Raw genomic sequence first — 19,604 nt, forward strand, 5'->3', positions numbered from 1 at the left:
TCACCACCGGGTGAATCCCTCTCCGTCGGTGTCGTCGGAATCGGTTGGCGGATAGATTGTTTCGTGCTCTGGGTCGGTGATGCGCACATTGTCGGTCTGCGGTGTCACGCCTGCGCGCTGCTGGTAGTCCCGCACAAGGTCGAGAAGTGCCCTGCCCTGCGGCCGACGGCCTGCGATCACCTCGCACGACCCGACCTTCGACTCCTGGATCTGCACGTTGGGATCGAGTGTGACGCCGAGAAGATCGTTGGCGGCGTCGCCACTGACCACCGCGTCACTGCCGATTCCCCAATGGTAGGGCAGGCCGACCTGGTGGACGTCACGCCCGTTGATCTGCAACGTCTTCATGCGATCGGTGACCAGCACACGCGCCTCGATCGCAGCGCGGGGCGAGATGATCGTCGCCCACCCCTCGTTGACCAGCCCGCGCTCTGCTGCCAGCGCCGGCGAGACCTCACAGAACATCTCCGGTTGCAGTTCCGCGAGGTACGGCGACCACCGGCTCATCCCGCCCGCGGTGTGATGCTCGGTCAGCCGATAGGTGGTGAACACGTAGGGATAGACCTCGGAGCCGGCATCGCCTGCGCTCGGAGCGTCGAGATTGTCGGTGCGCGCGAAGATGATTCGCGCGGGCGCCTGCTGCTGCGGGTAGAGCGCATTGGCCACCGGCGATTCCTGCGGCTCGTAGTGCGCGGGCAGCGGGCCGTCGACGAGTCCCTTGGGCGCGAAGAGCCAACCCTTGCCGTCGGATTGCATGATGAACGGGTCATCGCCCGCGAGGCCGTCCGCGCCACCGAGATCAGGATCGGGGCGGGCGTCGGGCGCCTTGTCGACCGGGAAGTCCGGCACATCGTCGCCAACCCACTTGTGCGCCTGCGCATCCCACCAGATGTAGCGCTTGCGTTCACTCCACGGCTTGCCCTCGGGGTCGGCCGAGGCACGATTGTAGAGAATTCGACGATCGGCGGGCCACACCCAACCCCACTCGTGCTGGCTCACCGAGTCGCCGCCGTGCGGGACGCGTCGCGCAGCCATGTTGGTCGCGTGAGCGTAAACGCCGGTGTAGATCCAGCAGCCACCAGCCGTCGAGCCGTCGGCCTTCATTTGTGTGTAGCTGGTCAGGTTCTCACCCGCGTGCTCGCCAGATGTGACGTAACCGTTGATCTCCGAGAGCACCGACTCCGGTTCGGGGTTGCCGTGCTCGTCGAGCGGGTAGTCCCACGTCATGTCGAGCAGCGGTCGGTCGCGCGGATCGTCGGAGTCCTCGAGCCGCTGCCGGATTCGCTTACCGAGCTCGTAGAAGAAGTCGAGTTCGCTCTGCGCCTGACCCGGCGGTGTGACCGCCTGGTGCCGCCACTGCACCATGCGCTGGGTCTGGGCGAACGAGCCTGCCTTCTCGACATGGGTGGCAGCGGGCATGAAGAAGACCTCGGTAGCGATGTCCTCGGTGCGCAACTCTCCGGAGGAGATCTCGGGGCCCTCCTTCCACCAGGTCGCCGACTCGATCATGTTCAGATCGCGGACCACGAGCCACTTCAGGTGACTCATCGCGAGGCGTTGTTGCCTACCGTTCGCCGACCCGACCGCCGGGTTCTGGCCGAGCACGAAGTAGCCCTCGACCTCGTCGTCGAGCATCGACACCGTTGTCTGATACGTCCCAGCGGGACCGTTCAATCGGGGCAGATAGTCGTAGCACCAGTCGTTGTCGGCCGTCGCGGCGTCGCCGAACCACGCCTTGAGCAGACTCACCATGTAGGTATCGGCGTAGGCCCAATAGCCTTTCTGCGCAGGCGAACCCACCGCTTCGAGGTACTGCTCGAAGGTGTCGTGCTTACCCACCGAGGGCATCGGCAGATAACCGGGAAGCAGATTGAACAGCGTCGGGATGTCGGTGGATCCCTGGATGCTCGCGTGCCCACGCAACGCCATGATCCCGCTACCGGGGCGCCCGACGTTGCCGAGCAGCAACTGCAGGACAGCGGCGGTACGGATGAACTGCGCGCCGAGGGTGTGCTGCGTCCACCCGGTCGCATAGCCGAAACACGTTGTGCGGTCGCGGCCCGAGTTGTCGGCGATCGACTCGGCGAGGTAGGTGAACTCGTCGATCGAGATGCCGCACATGTCGCGGACCATCTCCGGGGTGTACCGGGAGAAGTGCCGTTTCAGGATCTGGAAGACGGTGCGCTCATCGGTCAGCGAGTCGTCGCGCAGCACCTTCGCATGCTCGAGGGGAGGCCCTCCGGAACCGTGCTGGTCGCCGGCCGCACGCGCTGCCGCCGAGTCACCGTGCTCCTCACCGCCGGGCGACTCGATGCGACCGTCCTCGGCGTCGGCGTACGCCCACGTCGACGGGTCGTACTGTCCGGTCTCGGGATCGAACCCGGAGAACAACCCGCCGAGGTCTTCGGTGTCGCGGTAGTCGTCGTTGACGATCGTCGCGGCGTTGGTGTAGGCGACGACGTACTCCCGGAAGTACCGCTCGTGAGTGATCATGTAATTGATCAGCCCGCCGAGCAGCACGACATCGGAGCCGGCACGGATCGAGATGTGCTTGTCGGCGTTGGCCGACGTTCTCGTGAACCGCGGGTCGACGTGGATGACGCGCGCTCCGCGGGAGCGTGCTTCAACGACCCACTGGAATCCAACCGGGTGCGCTTCGGCCATGTTGCCGCCGATGAGCACGATGCAGTCGGAGTTCGCCATGTCCTGTAGTGATTGCGTGGCGCCGCCGCGTCCAAATGAGGCTCCCAGACTGGGAACGGTTGCGGAGTGTCATATACGCGCCTGGTTCTCGATCTGAATCGCGCCCGCCGCGGTGAAGAGTTTCTTGATCAGATAGTTCTCTTCGTTGTCGAGCGTTGCGCCACCGAGCGAAGCGATGCCCATGGTGCGACGCAGCACGCGACCCTGGTCATCTGTGTCCTGCCAGGTCCGACGCCGCGACTCGACGAACCGGTCGGCGATCATGTCGATGGCCGTGTCGAGATCGAGATCGGTCCACTCGGCCGCATACGGCGCGCGATAACGAATGGTGCGCTGCCGCATCGGGTTGTTCACCAGTTGTTCGCTCGAGGCGCCCTTCGGGCACAGCCGCCCGCGCGAGATCGGCGAATCGGGATCGCCCTCGATCTGGATGACGCGATCGTCTTTGACGTAGACCTTCTGCCCGCAGCCGACAGCGCAGAACGGGCACACGCTCTGCACCACGCGATCGGCGGTGGCGGTCCTCGACTCGGTGGCGCGGGTGCGCGGAGACTGTACGGCCGGACCGCGGCCGTACTTGTCGCCGGTGCGCAACTGCCGGAAGACCGGCCACTCCAATGGGCTGAAGGAGGGCACGATTCCGACCCTACTCCAGATTGCTCACAGCGAGCCTTTGTCGGGATCGCCGGCGAGATCCGCGTCGAAGGTCTTGTGGCCGCGGGCCGCCGACAGCATCGTCTGCCACGGCGTTCAGCGGAACGTTCGGACGCGCCGATCAGCCCCGACTGACGAGCACCGGAGACGCGAGGGCGGCCGCGTCGACGGCGGCGACGAAGGGCGGGAGGAACTTCTCGACGCCGATCACGCAGCAGGCGTGGCCGCCATCGACGTCGAATCGGCGTGCGCCAGGAATGCCGTCGACGAGCAATTGTTGTCGCTCCGGCTCGACGGTGTGGTCACGGGTCGAGACGACGACCGACGTGGGGACGTCGATCTCGCCGAGCCATGGGCGGGAGTCGAAGTTGCCGAGGCCTTCGCCGAAATCGCCTGCGTGCGACAGCGGCGTCGACAGAAATTGTTTGAAGGCCCACACGGTGGTGTGCTTCGAGGGCTGATCGAGGCTCTCCGACGATGGGCGCGGTAGCGATTCGTAGATCGGGCGCAGGATTCGTCCGATGCGGGCGTCGCGGCCGCGCCGATGCGGGTCTCGCTCACTGAAGAACGGCCCCGTCGAGCACAACACGAGCCCCGATACCCTGCCCGGGTGTCGGCGCCACGCGAGTTGCGCGATCCCGCCGCCCATGGAGAACCCGGCGGCGATGAAACGGTCGATGCCGAGGACGTCGGCGAGCGCGACGACGTCGTCGGCGCAGTCGCGCAGATCGAACCCGGCCGCCTGGATTCCGCGCCCGTGCCACCGCTGGTCGAGTGTGATGACCCGGTAGCGACCGTTCAGCTGCGGGATCGACGGATACCAACAGAGCAGACCCGTCGTGAGCACCGAGTGCAGCAGAAAGACGGCGGGAGCGTCCTCCGGTCCGGAGTCGGTGACGAATGTGGTTCCACGGCCGGGTAATTCGACCATCCGACCGACGGGCAGATCACGAACGGGATAGGGCGTGGCCACGTGGCGAACACCGCGGATGATCCGTTGAATCGACGACGGCGTCGAGCTCTGCGTTGCCGGGGAAACGTCTGCACTCACCCGAACAACGGTACGCCGTCACGCTGGCGTTTTCCGTCCGTGCGCGCTCAGCGAACATCCGTGCTGAACAGGTGCCGTTCGTCGGGTATGCCGGTTTCGGTCATGGCGAGCACTCGCGCGACGTTGTCGTGGTCGTACTCGGTCCACCGTTCACGATGCTGACGCTGATACTCCGACCACGACGGCACGATGAACTGCTCCACGTAGTGGTCGGGTTCGTCGGCGCTTCGGTACAGATGCCAGTTGCGCGCTCCGGTGCGTCGGCGTGATCTCGCCACCGCGGGCATGGCGGCGAGGAAATCGGCATGGCGGTTGGCCGGGACGTTGTAGATCGCACTGACCTCGACCGGCCCGTCGTCGGGGTCGGGTTCGAAGATCAACGTCGGTACCGGCCATGCCATCGACAGGTCGCGGCTGAGCTTGCCGGTGACCGGCGACGGCGGGAGTAACCGCACGCTCGCCGCGGTCAGCAGCAGACACACTCCTGCGATCACCAGTGCCCACCGCGTACCGATGGCAGAGCCGAGAGCGCCCCAGATCAGTGCGCCGATCCCCTGTGACCCCATGAACACCAGGAGATAGGCCGCCATCCCGCGTGCACGGACCCACTGCGGGAGCGTCAATTGCGCCCCCGCATTCAGGGTGGTCAGTGTCGCGATCCACGCGATTCCGGCGAACAGGAAGAGCACCAGACACGGCCACAGCGGCAGAAAGGCCGCGCCGATGGTCGCTATGGCGAACACCAGGGCCGACAGTGCGAGGATCGCCGCCGACGAAAGGTGTTGCCGCATCCACGGCATCAACGCCACTCCGATCATCGCGCCGACGCCGAGCACGCCGAGCACGAGACCGTACCCCGATGATCCGAGATGAAAGGAGTGCGCAACGATCAGCGGAAGTAAAGCCCACAGAGCCGACGCGGGGATGGCGAACAGCGCTGATCGCAGCAGGATTCGACGCACGATGGGCGCCGCCGCCACATAGCGCAGCCCTACCCACAGCGAGTCCGACAGACGTTCGGGAACGATGTCGGAGCTCTGTCCCGAGCGTTTCCACATCAACAGGGCGACCACGACGGCCAGATACGAGATGGCGTTGAGCAGAAAGACCGTGCCCGCTCCGCCCAACGAGAAGATCACGCCTGCCAGCGCGGGACCGATCGCGCGGGCGGCGTTGACCGACACGCTGCCCAGCGACGCGGCGTCGGGTATCTCGTCACGCGGGACGAGTTCGGGCTGGATCGCTTGGAACGCAGGTGACGAGAGCGCAGCACCCGCGCCGAGCAGGAACGTCAGGATCAGCAGGGTGGCGGGATTGAGGTGCCCGGTGAACGCCAGCACGGCCATCAGCACCCCGATCGCCGTCGAGTACACCGACATCACCACGAGAAGCCACTTGCGGTCGAGGCTGTCGGCCAGGACACCCGCCACCAGCGAGAGCAACAGCGTGGGGGCGAGGCTGGCGGTCTGCACCAACGAGATCACCGCTGGGCCGGCGTGCTGGTCGACGAGATACCACTGCGCGCCGACCGACTGCATCCACAACCCGATGTTCGACACGAGCTGCGCGATGAACAGATTCCGGAAGACCGAACTCTTCAGTGGTTGCCAGGCGGAGGCCATGGCTCAACCATGCCTGCATTCGTCGGAGACGGCACGCGTTAGATGCGAACGGTGTCGAGGACCCTGACGCCCACGGTAGCGTCGATCATGAGATCCTGGTCACATGATCGACGTCGATCGCCCGAAGATCGAGGGCTCCGTTGCAGTCGGAACATCATCGCTCGAACGCAAGAAGCGCCGCATCGGCTTCGCGGAGTTCGGTTCAGCATCGGGACGCCCGATCCTCTGGCTCCACGGCACTCCCGGTGCTCGTCGGCAGATCCCGATCGAAGCACGCGAGTACGCCGCGGCCCGCGGCGTCCGGCTCATCGGCATCGACCGACCGGGTGTCGGGTCGTCGACGGCCCATCCGTACGAGTGCGTGCGGGATTTCTGTGATGACCTCGTCGATGTGCTCGATGCGCTCGGCATCGACGACTTCGGCGTCATCGGGGTGTCCGGTGGAGGCCCGTATGCGCTGGCCGTCGCGCACGAGTTCGGGCCGCGCGTCCACGTCGCCGGAATCGTCGGTGGTGTGGCGCCGACAGTGGGGCCGGAGGCCATCGGTGGTGGCGCCGTGGCACTCGCCCGCCGCGCTGCACCCATCCTCCCGTTCGTCGGCGCACCGGTCGGGCAGGCGATCAGTACGGCGTTGCGATTCGTACGTCCGATCGCCGAACCTGCGATCCTGCTCTACGGCAGGCTCTCCCCCGCCGCCGACCGCGAGTTGCTCAGCCGACCCGAGTTCCGCGCGATGTTCCTCGACGACCTGCTCAGCGGCGGTTCACACCGCATGGAGGCGCCGTTCAACGACGTGCGGGTGTTCTCGCGCGACTGGGGTTTCCGAGTTGCCGACGTCGTCACCCCGGTGCGCTGGTGGCACGGCGATCACGACCACATCGTCCCCTACGCCCACGGCGAGCACGTGGTGTCGCTAGTGCCCGACGCCAAACTCTTCAGCCTGCACGGCGAGAGCCACCTGAGCCTGTTCGGAATGTCGACGGACGTGATGGACGAACTACTCGCCGTGTGGGATCAGGCGACCGTTCCCAGCGCGAATCACCTATAGGGGTTTCCTCACGGCCCGTGAGCCGACGGGTGTTTGTGGCGCTCGGTTGCGCCGTGGTCGGATGAGACGATGAGTACGTCGATCGTGGTCACCGGGCATCGTCAGCGCGAGGCGTGGGGTCGCAAGGAACTGCCGCCCGTCGAAGAAGTACGTCCTGGCCTCTGGTCGATTCCGGTGCCCATGCCCGGCAACCCGTTGCGCTACATCCTCGTGTACGCGCTGGCGACGGCGGACGGTCGACTGGCACTCATCGACACCGGGTGGAACACCGACGCGGGCTGGCAGATGCTGGTCGACGGCATCCACGCGACCGGGCACGACCTCACCGACGTCTCGCACGTCTTCGTCACGCACCTGCACCCCGACCACTTCGGACTCGTACCCCGACTCCTCGAGCACGTCGATCCGCAGGTCGCCATGCACACCGCGGACGCACGTCACCTGCGGTTCCACTCCGAGGCGGAGCAGGCTCGCGAGTTCGAGGCAGCCCAGGAAGACCTGCGCATCCTCGGCGCGCCGACCGACGTCGCCGACACCGGCCTACTCGAGTTCGTCCGCCTCCCCGACGGCCGCACGATGGATGTCGAACTCGACGACGGCTCACCGCTGGACGTCCCCGGCTGGAATCTGCGCGCGGTCTGGACGCCGGGACACACGGCGGGCCACCTCTGTTTCGCCGACGACGACGCCGGGGTCATCTTCACCGGCGATCACCTGCTCCCCCGGATCAGCCCGAACGTGTCGACCAATCCGTTCCAGACCCCGAGTCCGTTGGCCGACTACCTCACCTCTCTCGCGCGGACCGAGCACATCGGCGACCTCGAGGCGATGCCCAGCCATGAGTACCGGTTCCGCGGGCTCGCCGACCGGGTGACGGATCTTCTCTCCCACCACGAGGAGCGGCTCACCGAGATCACCGAAGCCGTCTCCGACCAACCCGGCGCGACAGCGTGGGAGGTGACGCGCACGGTGACGTGGTCGCGACCGTTCTCCGAGCTGTCGATTCCCCTGTCGCGCATGGCATTGCGCGAAACAAACGCACATCTACTCGTCCTCGAGGCGCGAGGTGTCATCTCGTCGGCGGGTCACGAGCCGATCCGCTGGACGATCACGGATCCCCTGCCCGATGACCTCGACGTCGAATCCGCAACCACGAGAGGATCCCTGCGATGACCCCGGTGCACACCGAATTCGCCGACGGCATAGCCGTTGTGACCATCGACCGGCCGGACGCGCGGAACGCCGTCGATCAGGAGGTCGCGCAACAACTCGCCGCCGCGATGGACGAATTCGAGCGCCGCGACGACATCACCATCGGAATCCTCACCGGCGCAGGCGAAACCTTCTGTGCAGGCATGGATCTGAAGGCGTTCACGCGGGGCGAACTTCCCAGTGTCCCCGGTCGCGGATTCGGCGGGATCGCCTCCGCACCGCCGAGCAAACCACTCATCGCGGCCGTCGAGGGGTGGGCGTTGGCAGGTGGCTGCGAGCTGGCGCTGTCCGCGGATCTGATCGTCGCCGCCGAGGACGCGAAGTTCGGTCTTCCCGAGGTCAAGCGGGGACTCGCCGCCGCCGCGGGCGGTCTACTGCGCCTGCCCAAGATACTGCCGTACCAACTCGCGATGGAGATCGCGCTCACCGGCGATCCGATCACCGCGGTCCGCGCGCACGAGTTCGGCCTGGTGAACACGCTGGCGCCGTCGGACGGAGCTCTCGACGCCGCGCGCGAACTCGCGGGTCGGATCGCCGCCAACGGCCCCCTCGCCGTGCGTGCGACCAAGCAGGTCGTCAGTATGGCCATCCGGTACACAGATCCGGAGCTGTTCGCCGCGCAGCGCGGCATCCTCGACCCGGTCTTCGCCTCCGACGACGCGCAGGAGGGTGCACGGGCATTCGCCGAGAAGCGTGCACCGACGTGGACGGGTCACTGACCCGGGCGTGACGCAGCTCGCAGACGCTCGCCTACGATCAGGTGGTGGATCTGCATCTCGCCACCTATTTCGTCGCGGTCATCGACCACGGCGGTATCACCAAGGCTGCGCAGGCCCTCTACATCTCTCAGCCGTCGCTCTCGCAGGCGATCCGTACCCTCGAACGCCGCCTCGGGGTGACCCTGTTCGACCGCTCGGGGCGTCGACTCGAACTCACCGACGCGGGAGCACGCGTCGAGGTGGTCGCGCGTCGTGTCCTCGCCGACGTCGACCGCGCACGCGACCGCGTCGCAGCAGTCCGCGAGTTGCGTTCGGGCACCGTCGATGTGGTCACCGATTCGATGTTCGCCGTGACACCGTTGGTATCGATCGTGCGTGACTTCCGCGCACGGTTCAACCAGGTCGCCGTCCGCATCCTCGCCGCCGACGGGCCCGCCGGCATCGTGAATCGACTCCGGCACGGTGAGGCAGAGATCGGTCTGATCGGTTCGGCCGCAGACCATTCGACCTTTGTCTTCGCCCCCCTGGGCACGCAGGAACTCGTACTGGCGGCGCCGCCGTCGCTGTCGGTCGACACCACAGACGGTGCGCTGGCGCGAGAGTCCGTTCGATCGCTACCCCTGGTGATCGATCTGTCCGACCAGACGATGGGAACTCAACTGACCGACGTCATCGGCGACGACGCGCGCAACGTGGTCGTCGACTGCGCGCATCCACCCACGGTGCGTGAACTGGTGAACCGCGGCGTGGGCGCGACCATCCTGCCGCGGGACTCCGTTGCCGAACAGATCCCCGGCGCCGTCGCCTACCCGATGACCCCACCGCTCCATCACGAGTTCGGCATGCTCGTCCGGTCGGGCCAACCGTCCCCGGCAGGGGCCGCTTTCATCGCTGTGGCGCGTCGTACCTGTGGCGCACCGGCACGAGTCGACGACGACGCGCTGAGCGCTGTCGACGCCACCCTCGACGCGGACGACCTCGGATAGGCGGACACCGGTGGAACTCCGTCAGATCGAGTACTTCCTCGCCGTCGTCGACCACGGCGGTATCGGTGGTGCGTCGGCAACGCTCGGCGTGACACAGCCGACCGTCTCACAGGCTCTGCGCGCCCTCGAGCGCGAGTTCGGGGTGCAGCTCTTCCACCGGATCGGACGCGGAATGGTACCGAGCGCCGCCGGTCGGGCACTGGTTGGTTCCGCACGTCAGATGGTCCGCGACGTCGGTTCTGTACAGGACGCGCTGGCGGTCGGTGCCGAGGAGATCACCGGTCGGATCGAGATAATGGCATCGCCCTTCATCGACGGTGCGAGCCTCGCGGATCTTCTCGCCGCGTTCGTTGCCGAGCATCCCGCGGCACGTGTCCGTGTCCGAGACATGCACGACGAGTCGGCGGCATCGGCCATGATCGAGGAGGGCCGTTGTGAGTTCGTCGTCACCCACCTCGGCACTCTCGACGCACGAGCCGACGGCCTCGAGGTGATCATGTTGGGAGAGCAGGAGTTCTGGCTCGTGTGTCCGCCGGGTACCGACCTGCCCGACGGTCCGATCGACATCGCGGACCTGCCGCGGATTCCGATGGTGTTCGTGCCCCGCGGGGGCAGCGTCGCCGACGAGATCGAGAGTGCGATGCGCGAGGCCGGGGTGCGACCACCGGTGGCGGTGCTTGCCGAGCATCGCGAGGAACGACTGCCGATGGTCCTGGCCGGCGTCGGCGCAACGCTCCTCGAACGTCGGGTCGCCGAATCGGTCGCCGACCGTGCAACCGTCCGCCCGGTCCGCCCACGCTTCGTCCGCTCACTCGTCCTGATGTACGACCCGACGGCACTGTCGGCGGCGGCCCAGGCCTTTCTGACGATCGCCCGATGCGTCGCGCCGACACCCTGACGGCCCAGGGGTCAGTGCACCCGTTCGAACACGGCGGCCAAGCCCTGCCCACCACCGATGCACATCGTCTCGAGACCGTACCGGGCATCGCGTCGGACGAGCTCACGCGCAAGGGACGCGAGCATTCTCCCGCCAGTCGCTCCCACGGGGTGTCCGAGCGAGATTCCCGAACCATGGATGTTGGTTCGCGCGAAATCGGCGCTGTCGGAAGAGAATCGACCGAAACCCCATTCGCGTGTCACCGCGAGCGCCTGGGCGGCGAATGCCTCGTTCAGTTCGATGACGTCGATGTCGGACAGTGTGATCCCGGCCTTGTCGAGAGCACGGGCGGTCGCGGGCACCGGTCCGATCCCCATGGTCTCCGGCGGCACTCCGGCCGATCCCCACGACACCAGACGAACCAATGGCTGCAGGCCGTACCGTTCCGCGATGTCGGAGCTGGTGACCACACACATCGACGCGGCGTCGTTCTGTCCGCTGGCGTTTCCGGCGGTAACGGTCGCGTCCGGGTCGCCTGCCGACATGATGGGAGTGAGGGCCGCGAGGGACTCCATCGAGATGTCGGGGCGGGGATGCTCGTCGGTGTCGACGAGAGTCTCGGATCTTCTGGTGCGCACCGTCACCGGGATGATCTCCTCGGCGAGGACACCATCTTTCTGCGCGCGCACGGCACGAAGATGTGATTCGACGGCCAACTCGTCCTGCTCCTCGCGGGAGATGCCGTACTGCTTGCGCAGGTTCTCCGCGGTCTCGATCATGCCGCCGGGTATGGGATGATCACGTCCACCTGCTGTCGATCGGGCACGAACAAGGCTGTCGTGCATGGTGATTCCCGTGCGAGCACCTCCCCAGCGCATGTCCACCGAGTAGAACGACGCATTGCTCATCGACTCGGTGCCGCCCGCGATGACCAGATCGTCGTCGCCACTGCCCACCTGGTAGGCGGCCTGGATGACCGCCTGCAGACCGGAACCGCAACGGCGGTCGACGTGCATGCCCGGCACCGTCGTCGGCAGGCCTGCGTCCAGTGCCACCACCCGTCCGATGGCCGGTGCTTCGCTGTTGCCGTTGCAGTGGCCGAGGATGACGTCGTCGACCGCGTCGTGCGGCAGGCCGGTGCGTTCGAGCAGTCCGGTCAGAGCAGCGACGCCGAGGTCGACCGCGGTCACCGAGCGGAACATCCCACCGTAACGACCGATCGGCGTGCGCACGGGTTCGCAGATGACGATGTCACGCATGACGAGCGGGCTCCTTCGATGTCGAGACCAGTTCACGAAGTGCGACCTTCTGGATCTTGCCCGCCGCCGACGTCGGCAGTGCGTCGACGGTGAAGACGTCGCGGATCTTCTTGTACGGCAGCACCTTCTCGGCAACGAAAGTCATCACAGTCTGTGCATCGATGTCGTGGCCTTCTTCAGCGACCACGAAGGCGACCGGTTCCTGACCGACAACGCCCGCATCGCGCGCCACGACGGCTGCCGACGCGATGTCCGGATGGGTGACGAGAATCTCTTCGAGTTCGCGCGGGTACACGTTGTACCCCTTGTAGATCAGCATGTCCTTGGCGCGGTCTGCGATGTAGACGTAGCCGTCCTCGTCGCGGTAGGCGATGTCGCCGGTGTCGAGCCACCCGTCGACGAACTGTTGCGCGGTGATGTCCGGGTGATGCGGGTAACCCGCCGTCACCTGGGGGCCACGAACCCAGAGTCCGCCGCGCTCACCCCGACTGACCGGGGTCGTGCGGTCGGTGAGCGATCGGATCTCGATCTCGGTGTCGAAGGTGGGTACACCGACACTCCCGAACCGATAGCCACCGAGCCCGTCCTCCTCGGTCGCAACGAGCGGTGCAGACGTGACCAGGCAGGTCGCCTCGGTCAATCCGTAGCCTTCGACGACCGATCCGTGCGGAAACGCCGTCGCAAGCCTGTCGAGGGTCACCCGATCGATCGGAGCGGCACCCGACGACACCACGGCCACGGAGCCGAGGTCGCGGGTGGCGACGTCGGGATGAGCGACGAGAGCTGCCCACATCGTCGGACTACCGGTGATGTATGTCGCCCTGTGGGTTTCGATCAGCTCGAGCATGCGGCCGGGATCGAACCTGACACCATGTCGACCTCCCGCGAGGACCTGGGTGGCACCGCACATCAGCAGAAACGACATGTTGATCAACGCGTGCGCGTGGAACAGTGGCGACACGACGATCGTCGCAGCCTGCCCCGGCACGACGCCCCGGTTGGCGCCACCGCGCGGTTCGAGTGCCACCAGACCGGTGCCGTTGTCCCGGACCGCGTGACCCGCGCGCCATGCGATCATCTGTGTCACGTTGGCGATCACGTTGCGATGCAGTACCGCAACCCCTTTCGACACGCCGGTGATACCGCCGGTGAACGCGAGGTGAGCGACGTCGTCGGAACTGATCGTCAGCGGGGTCGGTTCGGTTGTCGCGTGGCCGGTCTCGATCTCGTCCAGGGTCGTGTGCTCGTCGGGCGAGCCGTCGACGACGATCGTGAGGAGCGAGTCGTCGCCGAGCGCCTCACGGAGCACGTCGAGGTGCCCGCTGGAGGTGAACACCGCCGCTGCGTTCGTGTCGTCGAGTTGTGCGCGCAGGCCCGGCGCCGGCTGCGCGGGGTTGACCAGTGTGACCGTTGCACCTGCACGCAGAGCACCGTAGTAGGCCAGGACGAACTCGATGCTGTTGTCGAGGTGCAGGGCGATGACGTCTCGCTCGTCGACACCAGCACGGTACAGGCCCGCGGCCACTGCAGCTGTCCGGCAGTCCAATTCGGCGTAGCTGAGCACTCTGTCGCCATCGATGACGGCGTTCCGGCCGGGGTACATCGCCGCCATACTTGCCGGAAGAGCATCGAGCGTGATCTCGGGGTAATGCAGTTGTGTCATCAGCCGAGCAATTCGTAAACCGTTGCGTTGGCCATTCCCCCGGCCTCACACATCGTCTGGAGACCGTAGCGAATGCCGTTGTCGCGCATGTGGTGAGCAAGTCGGGTGGCCAGAATGGCTCCCGATCCACCGAGTGGGTGCCCCACGGCGATCGCACCGCCGAGCGGGTTGAGCGCCTTCTCGTCCGCGCCCGTTTCGATCTGCCATGCCAGCGGCACCGGAGCGAAGGCCTCGTTGACCTCGAATGCCCCGATCTCGTCGATCGAGAGGCCCGACCGTGCAAGCGCTTTGGCCGTGGCGGGGATCGGTCCGGTCAACATGATCACCGGATCATCCCCCGCGACAACGGTCGTGTGTATCCGCACCAGTGGTGTCAATCCGCGCGAAGCCGCGGTCTCACTCGACATCACCAACAATGCACCGGCGCCGTCGGAGATCTGCGATGCGTTGCCCGCGTGGATGACGCCGTGCTCGTCGAATACCGTCTTGAGCTTGCCGAGCGATTCCAGCGTTCCGCCACGGCGGATGCCCTCATCGCCTTCGAGAATGCCGGGCAGTGTGGCGAGCTGACCGTCGAACGCACCCGAATCCGTAGCGGCAGCTGCGAGTTCGTGCGAGCGTAACGAGTACTCGTCCAGCTGGGTTCGATCCAGGCCCCAGCGTCGCGCCACCTCCTCGGCACCCAGGCCTTGGCTGAAGCGGTCGACGCCGAATCGGTCGAGCACAGTGGCCGGTTGGCTTTCGCCGTTGGGGGCTGCGGTTCCCATCGGGACCCTGCTCATCGATTCGACCCCTCCTGCGACCACGACGTCGAGCTGCCCCGAGATCACGGCGGCCGCTGCCATGGCCAGCGCCTGCTGACTCGAACCGCACGCGCGGGTGATGGTGGTGCCGGGCACCGTCGTCGGCCATCCCGCCGCGAGCACGGCTGTGCGGGCGATGTTGCCCGCCTGCTCGGAGTGCTGGCTCACGCAGCCCCACATCACGTCGTCGATCGCCGACGGCTCGATCCCCGTCCGCTCCACGAGTGCCTCGAGCACGTGGGCCGACAGATCGGCCGGATGAATCCCCGACAACGCGCCGTTACGACGCCCGATCGGAGTGCGCACGGCGTCGACGATCACTGCATCTGACATCGGGGTGTCCCTTCGTTCCGCCGCCGGTGGTTACGTCCATCACGGGGCTCCTGCGGTCACTTCGAGCCGACCACTTCGCCTGTGTGATCACAAGTAGATTCGCGTTCACGGGGTCATAGCCGCGGCCTATGAGCCGTGACATTGTCTTGTCCTATCGGTCTGTTAGCCGATCTCCCCGTTCCTGCGCGCCGGGTCGTTGGTGCACCCTGGGACCATGGCACGTCTCGCTGGCACCCTCGGTCTGTCCGACACCCAGGAGGAGATCGTCGCCACGGTGCGGCGGTTCGTCGACACCGTGATCATTCCGACGGCGCAGCAGCTCGAACACGACGACACCTATCCGCAGGAGATCGTCGACGGCATGCGCGAACTCGGTCTGTTCGGATTGATGATCCCCGAGGAGTACGGCGGTCTCGGCGAATCGCTGCTGACGTACGCGCTCTGCGTCGAAGAACTCGCACGCGGGTGGATGAGCGTTTCGGGGGTGATCAACACCCACTTCATCGTCGCCTACATGCTCCGTCAGCACGGCACGGACGAACAGAAGCAACGATTCCTGCCGCGGATGGCCACCGGCGAGGTTCGAGGCGCATTCTCGATGAGCGAACCAGACCTCGGATCCGACGTCGCCGCGATCAAGACGAACGCCAAGCTCGCCGACGACGGTTCGTACACCGTCAACGGCGCCAAGATGTGGCTGACGAACGGAGCGTCGTCGACTCTTGTTGCGGCCCTTGTGCACACCGACGAGGGCGCCGACAAGCCGCATCGCAATCTGACCACGTTCCTCATCGAGAAGCCCGCAGGATTCGGCGAGGTGGTCACCGGACTGACCATCCCAGGCAAGATCGAGAAGATGGGTTACAAGGGCATCGACACCACCGAGATGATCTTCGACGACTATCGGGCGTCGGCCGACGACATCCTCGGCGGAGTGCCCGGCCGCGGCTTCACGCACATGATGGACGGTGTCGAGGTGGGGCGGGTCAATGTGTCCGCGCGTGCCTGTGGGGTCGCGCAGCGCGCCTTCGAACTCGCCATCGAGTATGCGCAGCAGCGCTCCACCTTCGGCAAACCGATCGCCGAGCACCAGGCGATCGCGTTCAGCCTCGCCGAGATGGCCACCAAGGTCGAGGCCGCGCACCTGATGATGGTGAATGCGGCGCGGCTCAAGGACTCAGGTGAACGCAACGACGTCGCCGCGGGCATGGCCAAGTATCTGTGCAGCGAATACTGTTCCGAGGTCACCCAGGCGTCGTTTCGCATCCATGGGGGCTACGGCTACTCGAAGGAGTTCGAGATCGAGAGGCTCATGCGCGAGGCACCGTTCCTGCTCATCGGCGAGGGCACGAGTGAGATCCAGAAGCAGATCATCAGCAAGGGACTGCTGCGCGAGTACGCCGTCCACTGAACGAAGCAACATACGACTACGGAGGGAAAACCGTGCAGCGCATCGTATTCAACGAAGACCATGAGACGTTCCGCAAGACGATTCGCGACTTCATCGCCAAGGAGGTCGTTCCGGTTCACCACGAGTGGGAGCAGCAGGGGCATCCGCCACGCGACTTCTACCGCAAGCTCGGCGAACTCGGGGTGCTCGGCATCGAGGTGCCCGAGGAGTACGGCGGCGGTGGTGTGCAGGACTTCACGTATTCGCTTGTCGTGTCGGAGGAAACCGCGCTCGCGGGCGTAACCTTCGGCAGCGAGTCGGTGCACACCAATCTGATTCTGCCGTACCTGATGGAGTACGCCACCGACGAGCAGAAGCAGCGCTGGCTGCCCGGATTCGCCTCGGGCGACATCATGTTCGCCATCGCGATGACCGAACCGGGCACGGGCTCCGACCTCGCCAACATCTCGACGACGGCCAAACTCTCCGAGGACGGCAGCCACTACATACTCGACGGCGCGAAGACGTTCATCACCGGCGGCGCGCTGGCCGACCGCATCCTCGTGGTCTGCCGTACCGCACCGTTCGATGCGGACAACCGTCGTGCCGGGCTGTCGATTCTCGTCGTCGACACCACCTCTGAGGGCTTCGCCGTGGGGCGGAAGTTGGAGAAAATCGGCCTCAAGGCGTCGGACACCGCGGAGCTGTCGTTCACGTCGGTACGCGTGCCCGTCGAGGACCGGCTCGGCGAGGAGGGCAAGGGTTTCTCCTACCTCACCCACAATCTGGCTCAGGAGCGGCTGAGTATCGCCATCGGAGCGTCGGCCACCGCGAATGCGGCTTTGCAGCATGCCCTTGCCTACACCCGTGAGCGCGATGTCTTCGGCAAGCCCGTCGCCTCGTTCCAGAACACCAAGTTCGTCCTCGCGGAGTGCTCGGCCGACGTCGCCGCGGTGCAGCAGTTCGTCGACCAGGCACTGATTCTGCACAACCGGGGCGAACTGTCGGTCGCCGACGCCGCGCGCGCCAAGCTCTTCGCGACCGAGACCGCGGGGCGCGTCATCGACAAGTGCCTACAACTCCACGGCGGGTACGGGTACATCACCGAATACCCCATCGCCCGGCTGTACGCCGACACACGCGTCTCCCGGATCTACGGCGGCACCAACGAGGTGATGAAGACAATCATCGCCAAGGACCTGGGACTGTAGGGCCGGCGGCGGTTTGAGCGGTGCCGTCGGCGCGAATGCCGGTGCCGTCGACGCACCGGCCCACCCTTCCCCTACTTCCCGCCCCTTCCCCTAGAAACAACTAGCGGAACGGGCAAAAACCCGCGGAAAACCCTTCCCCCTACTTTCGGCCTCCGGGGCGCGCGCCCCTGCCGCGTCTCACCGCGCCGCCGCCGGGCTTGGCGGTGCCGTCAACGAGCCTCACCGCGCCGCCAGCCCCACTCTCGGTGCCGTCGGCGGGTTCGGCGGTGCCGTCGGCGCGAAACCCGGTGCCGTCGACGACTTAGCCTCGATCCACCGATCGGCTTTTTGATGTCTCGTGAAATGTGTTGTGTATGTTCGGGGTGGCGGTGGGCGTGGGTGAGTCGCCGATCTCTGGTGTCGGCGTGTTTCACTGGGTTTCGTGTCGGGGCCGGTTCTGGCCGATGGTTAGGGGTCAGGCTGAGTGTTGTCGTTTGATCGTGTTGTTGAACAACAGGTTCCACTCGCGTTCCCACGGCCATCGGGCGGGTAGATGCATCGTGATGCGCCGCGCTGAGGACGCGATTCGAGCGGGTATGCAGATCAGGGTGCGTCGGATGGTGGAGGTAGTCGCCTTCGCCAGACGCTGTCCACCGAGACAGGCTGCGGCGCGGGTCAGGTTGAACGCGATGACCGCACACACCAGCCATGCGGCGTTCGCGCAGAACTTTCCCGAGGGCAGATGCGCCAATGCGGAGGCTTTGAGGTCGGCGTGGACTTGCTCGATGATCGCATGACCGCGGTGAGTCTTGTCGGCGGTCACGGTGTCCAGGTCGCTGGTGGTGAAGAACGCATGAAACCGCCACACGTCGAACAAGCCGTCTCCCTCGGCTGCGAAGTCAGGGATACGGCGCACCACCAGCCGTCCGGATACCTGCAGGCGCTTGGCTTTGGAGGTGAACGCGGTGAACGGTACTTCGGCGACCTCGGCCCGCGAGACCCACTGGCCGCTGTCTTCGTCGAAGACGGCGTCGGTGTACTCGATCGGCGTCCATGCATCTGCCGGTACCTCGCTGATCGCTGCTCGGACGTGGGAATCCTGACGCACGGTGACCGACACCTGCGCACCGGCCCGGAGCGCGGTGGTGATCGCGCGATGGCCGTAGAACGCTGAATCCGCTCGCAGCAGTATCGGTCCCGACGCATCGGACGACCGTAGCCGCCGCACGGTGGCCAGGGTGTCGGCGATCAACCGATGCGCCCCGCGCGCGGAGTTACACGCCCCTTTGCGCAGGCGTTGAGCGGCGATCACCGGCGCACCGTCACCACAGGTGAGGGTGGTGATCGCCGAGTTCAGCCCACGCACTCGGGTGTAGCCGAATCCGACGCCCTGCTTGGCCGGGCCGTGGACCTCGATGATCGAGTCGTCGATATCGATCATCACCGGCCCGTCGATCCCCGCCAGCACCGGAGTATGGCGAGCCAGTCCCGCCAACAGCCGGGTGGCGATCGCATCGGCTTGGCGGACATGCCCGAACCGGAACTCGCGAAGAAACGATCCCAACGTCGACGGGGCGTAAGGATGGTCGAACACCTTGCCCATCGCGCCGTGTCGCAACACGGCCATGTCGTCGATGCTGTCGGCGCCCGCCACCATCCCCGCCACCAGGGAAAACATTTTCCGATCCGGATGGGCGCCCTTGTCGGTGGGCACGCTCAGATGCTCGCGGGCCAACTCCGACAGGCTGGCGCGTTCGGCCAGCGCCATCACCGGCACCACCCCCGCAGCGGCGAGGAGATTCGGATCGTCACAGGATGCAGACCGGACCGGGTGAGTGTGAGACAATCGCATCTACGACATGCCCTCCTGTGTGTGTGGATGGAACCCTAGAGAAGTCCCATTCTGTCACTCAGACAGGGCATTTCGTTTATCCCTCACCGACCGATCACAAGCAAATCGGTGGATCGAGGCTTAGGCGGTGCCGTCGGCGCACCGGCCCACCCTTCCCCTACTTCCCGCCCCTTCCCCTAAAAACAACTAGCGGAACGGGCAAAATCCCGCGGAAGAATCCCTTCCCCTACTTTCGGCCTCCG

Annotated in this window: 14 protein-coding genes; 7 read left to right on the plus strand and 7 right to left on the minus strand. The window is 66.0% G+C overall.

The features are described 5' to 3' along the window. From fdh to LK459_RS04670, 3 genes are all read right to left on the minus strand, one after another. The gene (gene fdh, locus LK459_RS04660; protein WP_227921982.1) at nucleotides 1-3,339 is read right to left on the minus strand and encodes a formate dehydrogenase; all 3,339 of its coding nucleotides are present in this window, start codon (nucleotides 3,337-3,339) and stop codon (nucleotides 1-3) included. A 139-nt stretch (nucleotides 3,340-3,478) separates the two neighbouring features. Beyond that, nucleotides 3,479-4,288, minus strand: a complete 810-nt coding sequence (locus tag LK459_RS04665; protein ID WP_227923573.1) for an alpha/beta fold hydrolase — start codon at nucleotides 4,286-4,288, stop codon at nucleotides 3,479-3,481. A gap of 167 nt (nucleotides 4,289-4,455) precedes the next feature. After that, nucleotides 4,456-6,030, minus strand: coding sequence for an MFS transporter (locus LK459_RS04670; RefSeq protein ID WP_227921984.1), 1,575 nt, complete (start codon nucleotides 6,028-6,030; stop codon nucleotides 4,456-4,458). A 103-nt stretch (nucleotides 6,031-6,133) separates the two neighbouring features. Here LK459_RS04670 and LK459_RS04675 point away from each other — a divergent pair, with 103 nt between their 5' ends. The 5 genes from LK459_RS04675 (at nucleotide 6,134) to LK459_RS04695 (ending at nucleotide 10,893) form a co-directional block, all read left to right on the plus strand. Beyond that, nucleotides 6,134-7,078: an alpha/beta fold hydrolase gene (locus tag LK459_RS04675; protein ID WP_227921989.1), complete on the plus strand. Its 945-nt coding sequence runs from the start codon at nucleotides 6,134-6,136 to the stop codon at nucleotides 7,076-7,078. A gap of 69 nt (nucleotides 7,079-7,147) precedes the next feature. Continuing rightward, nucleotides 7,148-8,251, plus strand: a complete 1,104-nt coding sequence (locus tag LK459_RS04680; RefSeq protein WP_227921991.1) for an MBL fold metallo-hydrolase — start codon at nucleotides 7,148-7,150, stop codon at nucleotides 8,249-8,251. Then, complete coding sequence (locus LK459_RS04685) at nucleotides 8,248-9,009, plus strand: crotonase/enoyl-CoA hydratase family protein (protein ID WP_227921993.1); 762 nt, start codon at nucleotides 8,248-8,250, stop codon at nucleotides 9,007-9,009. The genes LK459_RS04680 and LK459_RS04685 overlap by 4 nt, the downstream gene beginning before the upstream one ends. 44 nt (nucleotides 9,010-9,053) lie before the next feature. Then, on the plus strand, nucleotides 9,054-9,995 hold the full coding sequence (locus LK459_RS04690) for a LysR family transcriptional regulator (RefSeq protein WP_227921995.1): 942 nt from the start codon (nucleotides 9,054-9,056) through the stop codon (nucleotides 9,993-9,995). 10 nt (nucleotides 9,996-10,005) lie between these two features. After that, on the plus strand, nucleotides 10,006-10,893 hold the full coding sequence (locus LK459_RS04695; RefSeq protein ID WP_227921997.1) for a LysR family transcriptional regulator: 888 nt from the start codon (nucleotides 10,006-10,008) through the stop codon (nucleotides 10,891-10,893). An 11-nt stretch (nucleotides 10,894-10,904) separates the two neighbouring features. Here LK459_RS04695 and LK459_RS04700 read toward each other — a convergent pair whose 3' ends face one another. From LK459_RS04700 to LK459_RS04710, 3 genes are read right to left on the minus strand one after another with little or no spacing between them, the layout of a single operon-like run. Further along, a complete protein-coding gene (locus LK459_RS04700) occupies nucleotides 10,905-12,131 on the minus strand; it encodes an acetyl-CoA C-acetyltransferase (protein WP_227921998.1) in 1,227 nt (408 codons plus the stop codon). Further along, nucleotides 12,124-13,794, minus strand: a complete 1,671-nt coding sequence (locus tag LK459_RS04705; RefSeq protein ID WP_227922000.1) for a class I adenylate-forming enzyme family protein — start codon at nucleotides 13,792-13,794, stop codon at nucleotides 12,124-12,126. The genes LK459_RS04700 and LK459_RS04705 overlap by 8 nt, the downstream gene beginning before the upstream one ends. Beyond that, nucleotides 13,794-14,930: a thiolase family protein gene (locus tag LK459_RS04710; protein WP_227922002.1), complete on the minus strand. Its 1,137-nt coding sequence runs from the start codon at nucleotides 14,928-14,930 to the stop codon at nucleotides 13,794-13,796. Before LK459_RS04710 ends, LK459_RS04705 begins: the two co-directional genes overlap by 1 nt. A 214-nt stretch (nucleotides 14,931-15,144) precedes the next feature. Here LK459_RS04710 and LK459_RS04715 point away from each other — a divergent pair, with 214 nt between their 5' ends. Both LK459_RS04715 and LK459_RS04720 read left to right on the plus strand, forming a co-directional pair. Then, on the plus strand, nucleotides 15,145-16,341 hold the full coding sequence (locus LK459_RS04715; protein ID WP_227922003.1) for an acyl-CoA dehydrogenase family protein: 1,197 nt from the start codon (nucleotides 15,145-15,147) through the stop codon (nucleotides 16,339-16,341). Between the two features lie 32 nt (nucleotides 16,342-16,373). Beyond that, nucleotides 16,374-17,531 carry an acyl-CoA dehydrogenase family protein gene (locus LK459_RS04720; protein WP_227922005.1) on the plus strand — a complete coding sequence of 386 codons (1,158 nt, stop codon included), beginning with the start codon at nucleotides 16,374-16,376 and terminating at the stop codon, nucleotides 17,529-17,531. Nucleotides 17,532-17,985: 454 nt separating this feature from the next. Here LK459_RS04720 and LK459_RS04725 read toward each other — a convergent pair whose 3' ends face one another. Next, nucleotides 17,986-19,362 carry an IS1380-like element ISGbr1 family transposase gene (locus tag LK459_RS04725; protein WP_064862420.1) on the minus strand — a complete coding sequence of 459 codons (1,377 nt, stop codon included), beginning with the start codon at nucleotides 19,360-19,362 and terminating at the stop codon, nucleotides 17,986-17,988. Nucleotides 19,363-19,604: the final 242 nt, after the last annotated feature.

Origin of the sequence: Gordonia otitidis (genome assembly GCF_020735545.1) — a bacterium.
In the GTDB taxonomy this organism is placed as follows: domain Bacteria; phylum Actinomycetota; class Actinomycetes; order Mycobacteriales; family Mycobacteriaceae; genus Gordonia; species Gordonia otitidis.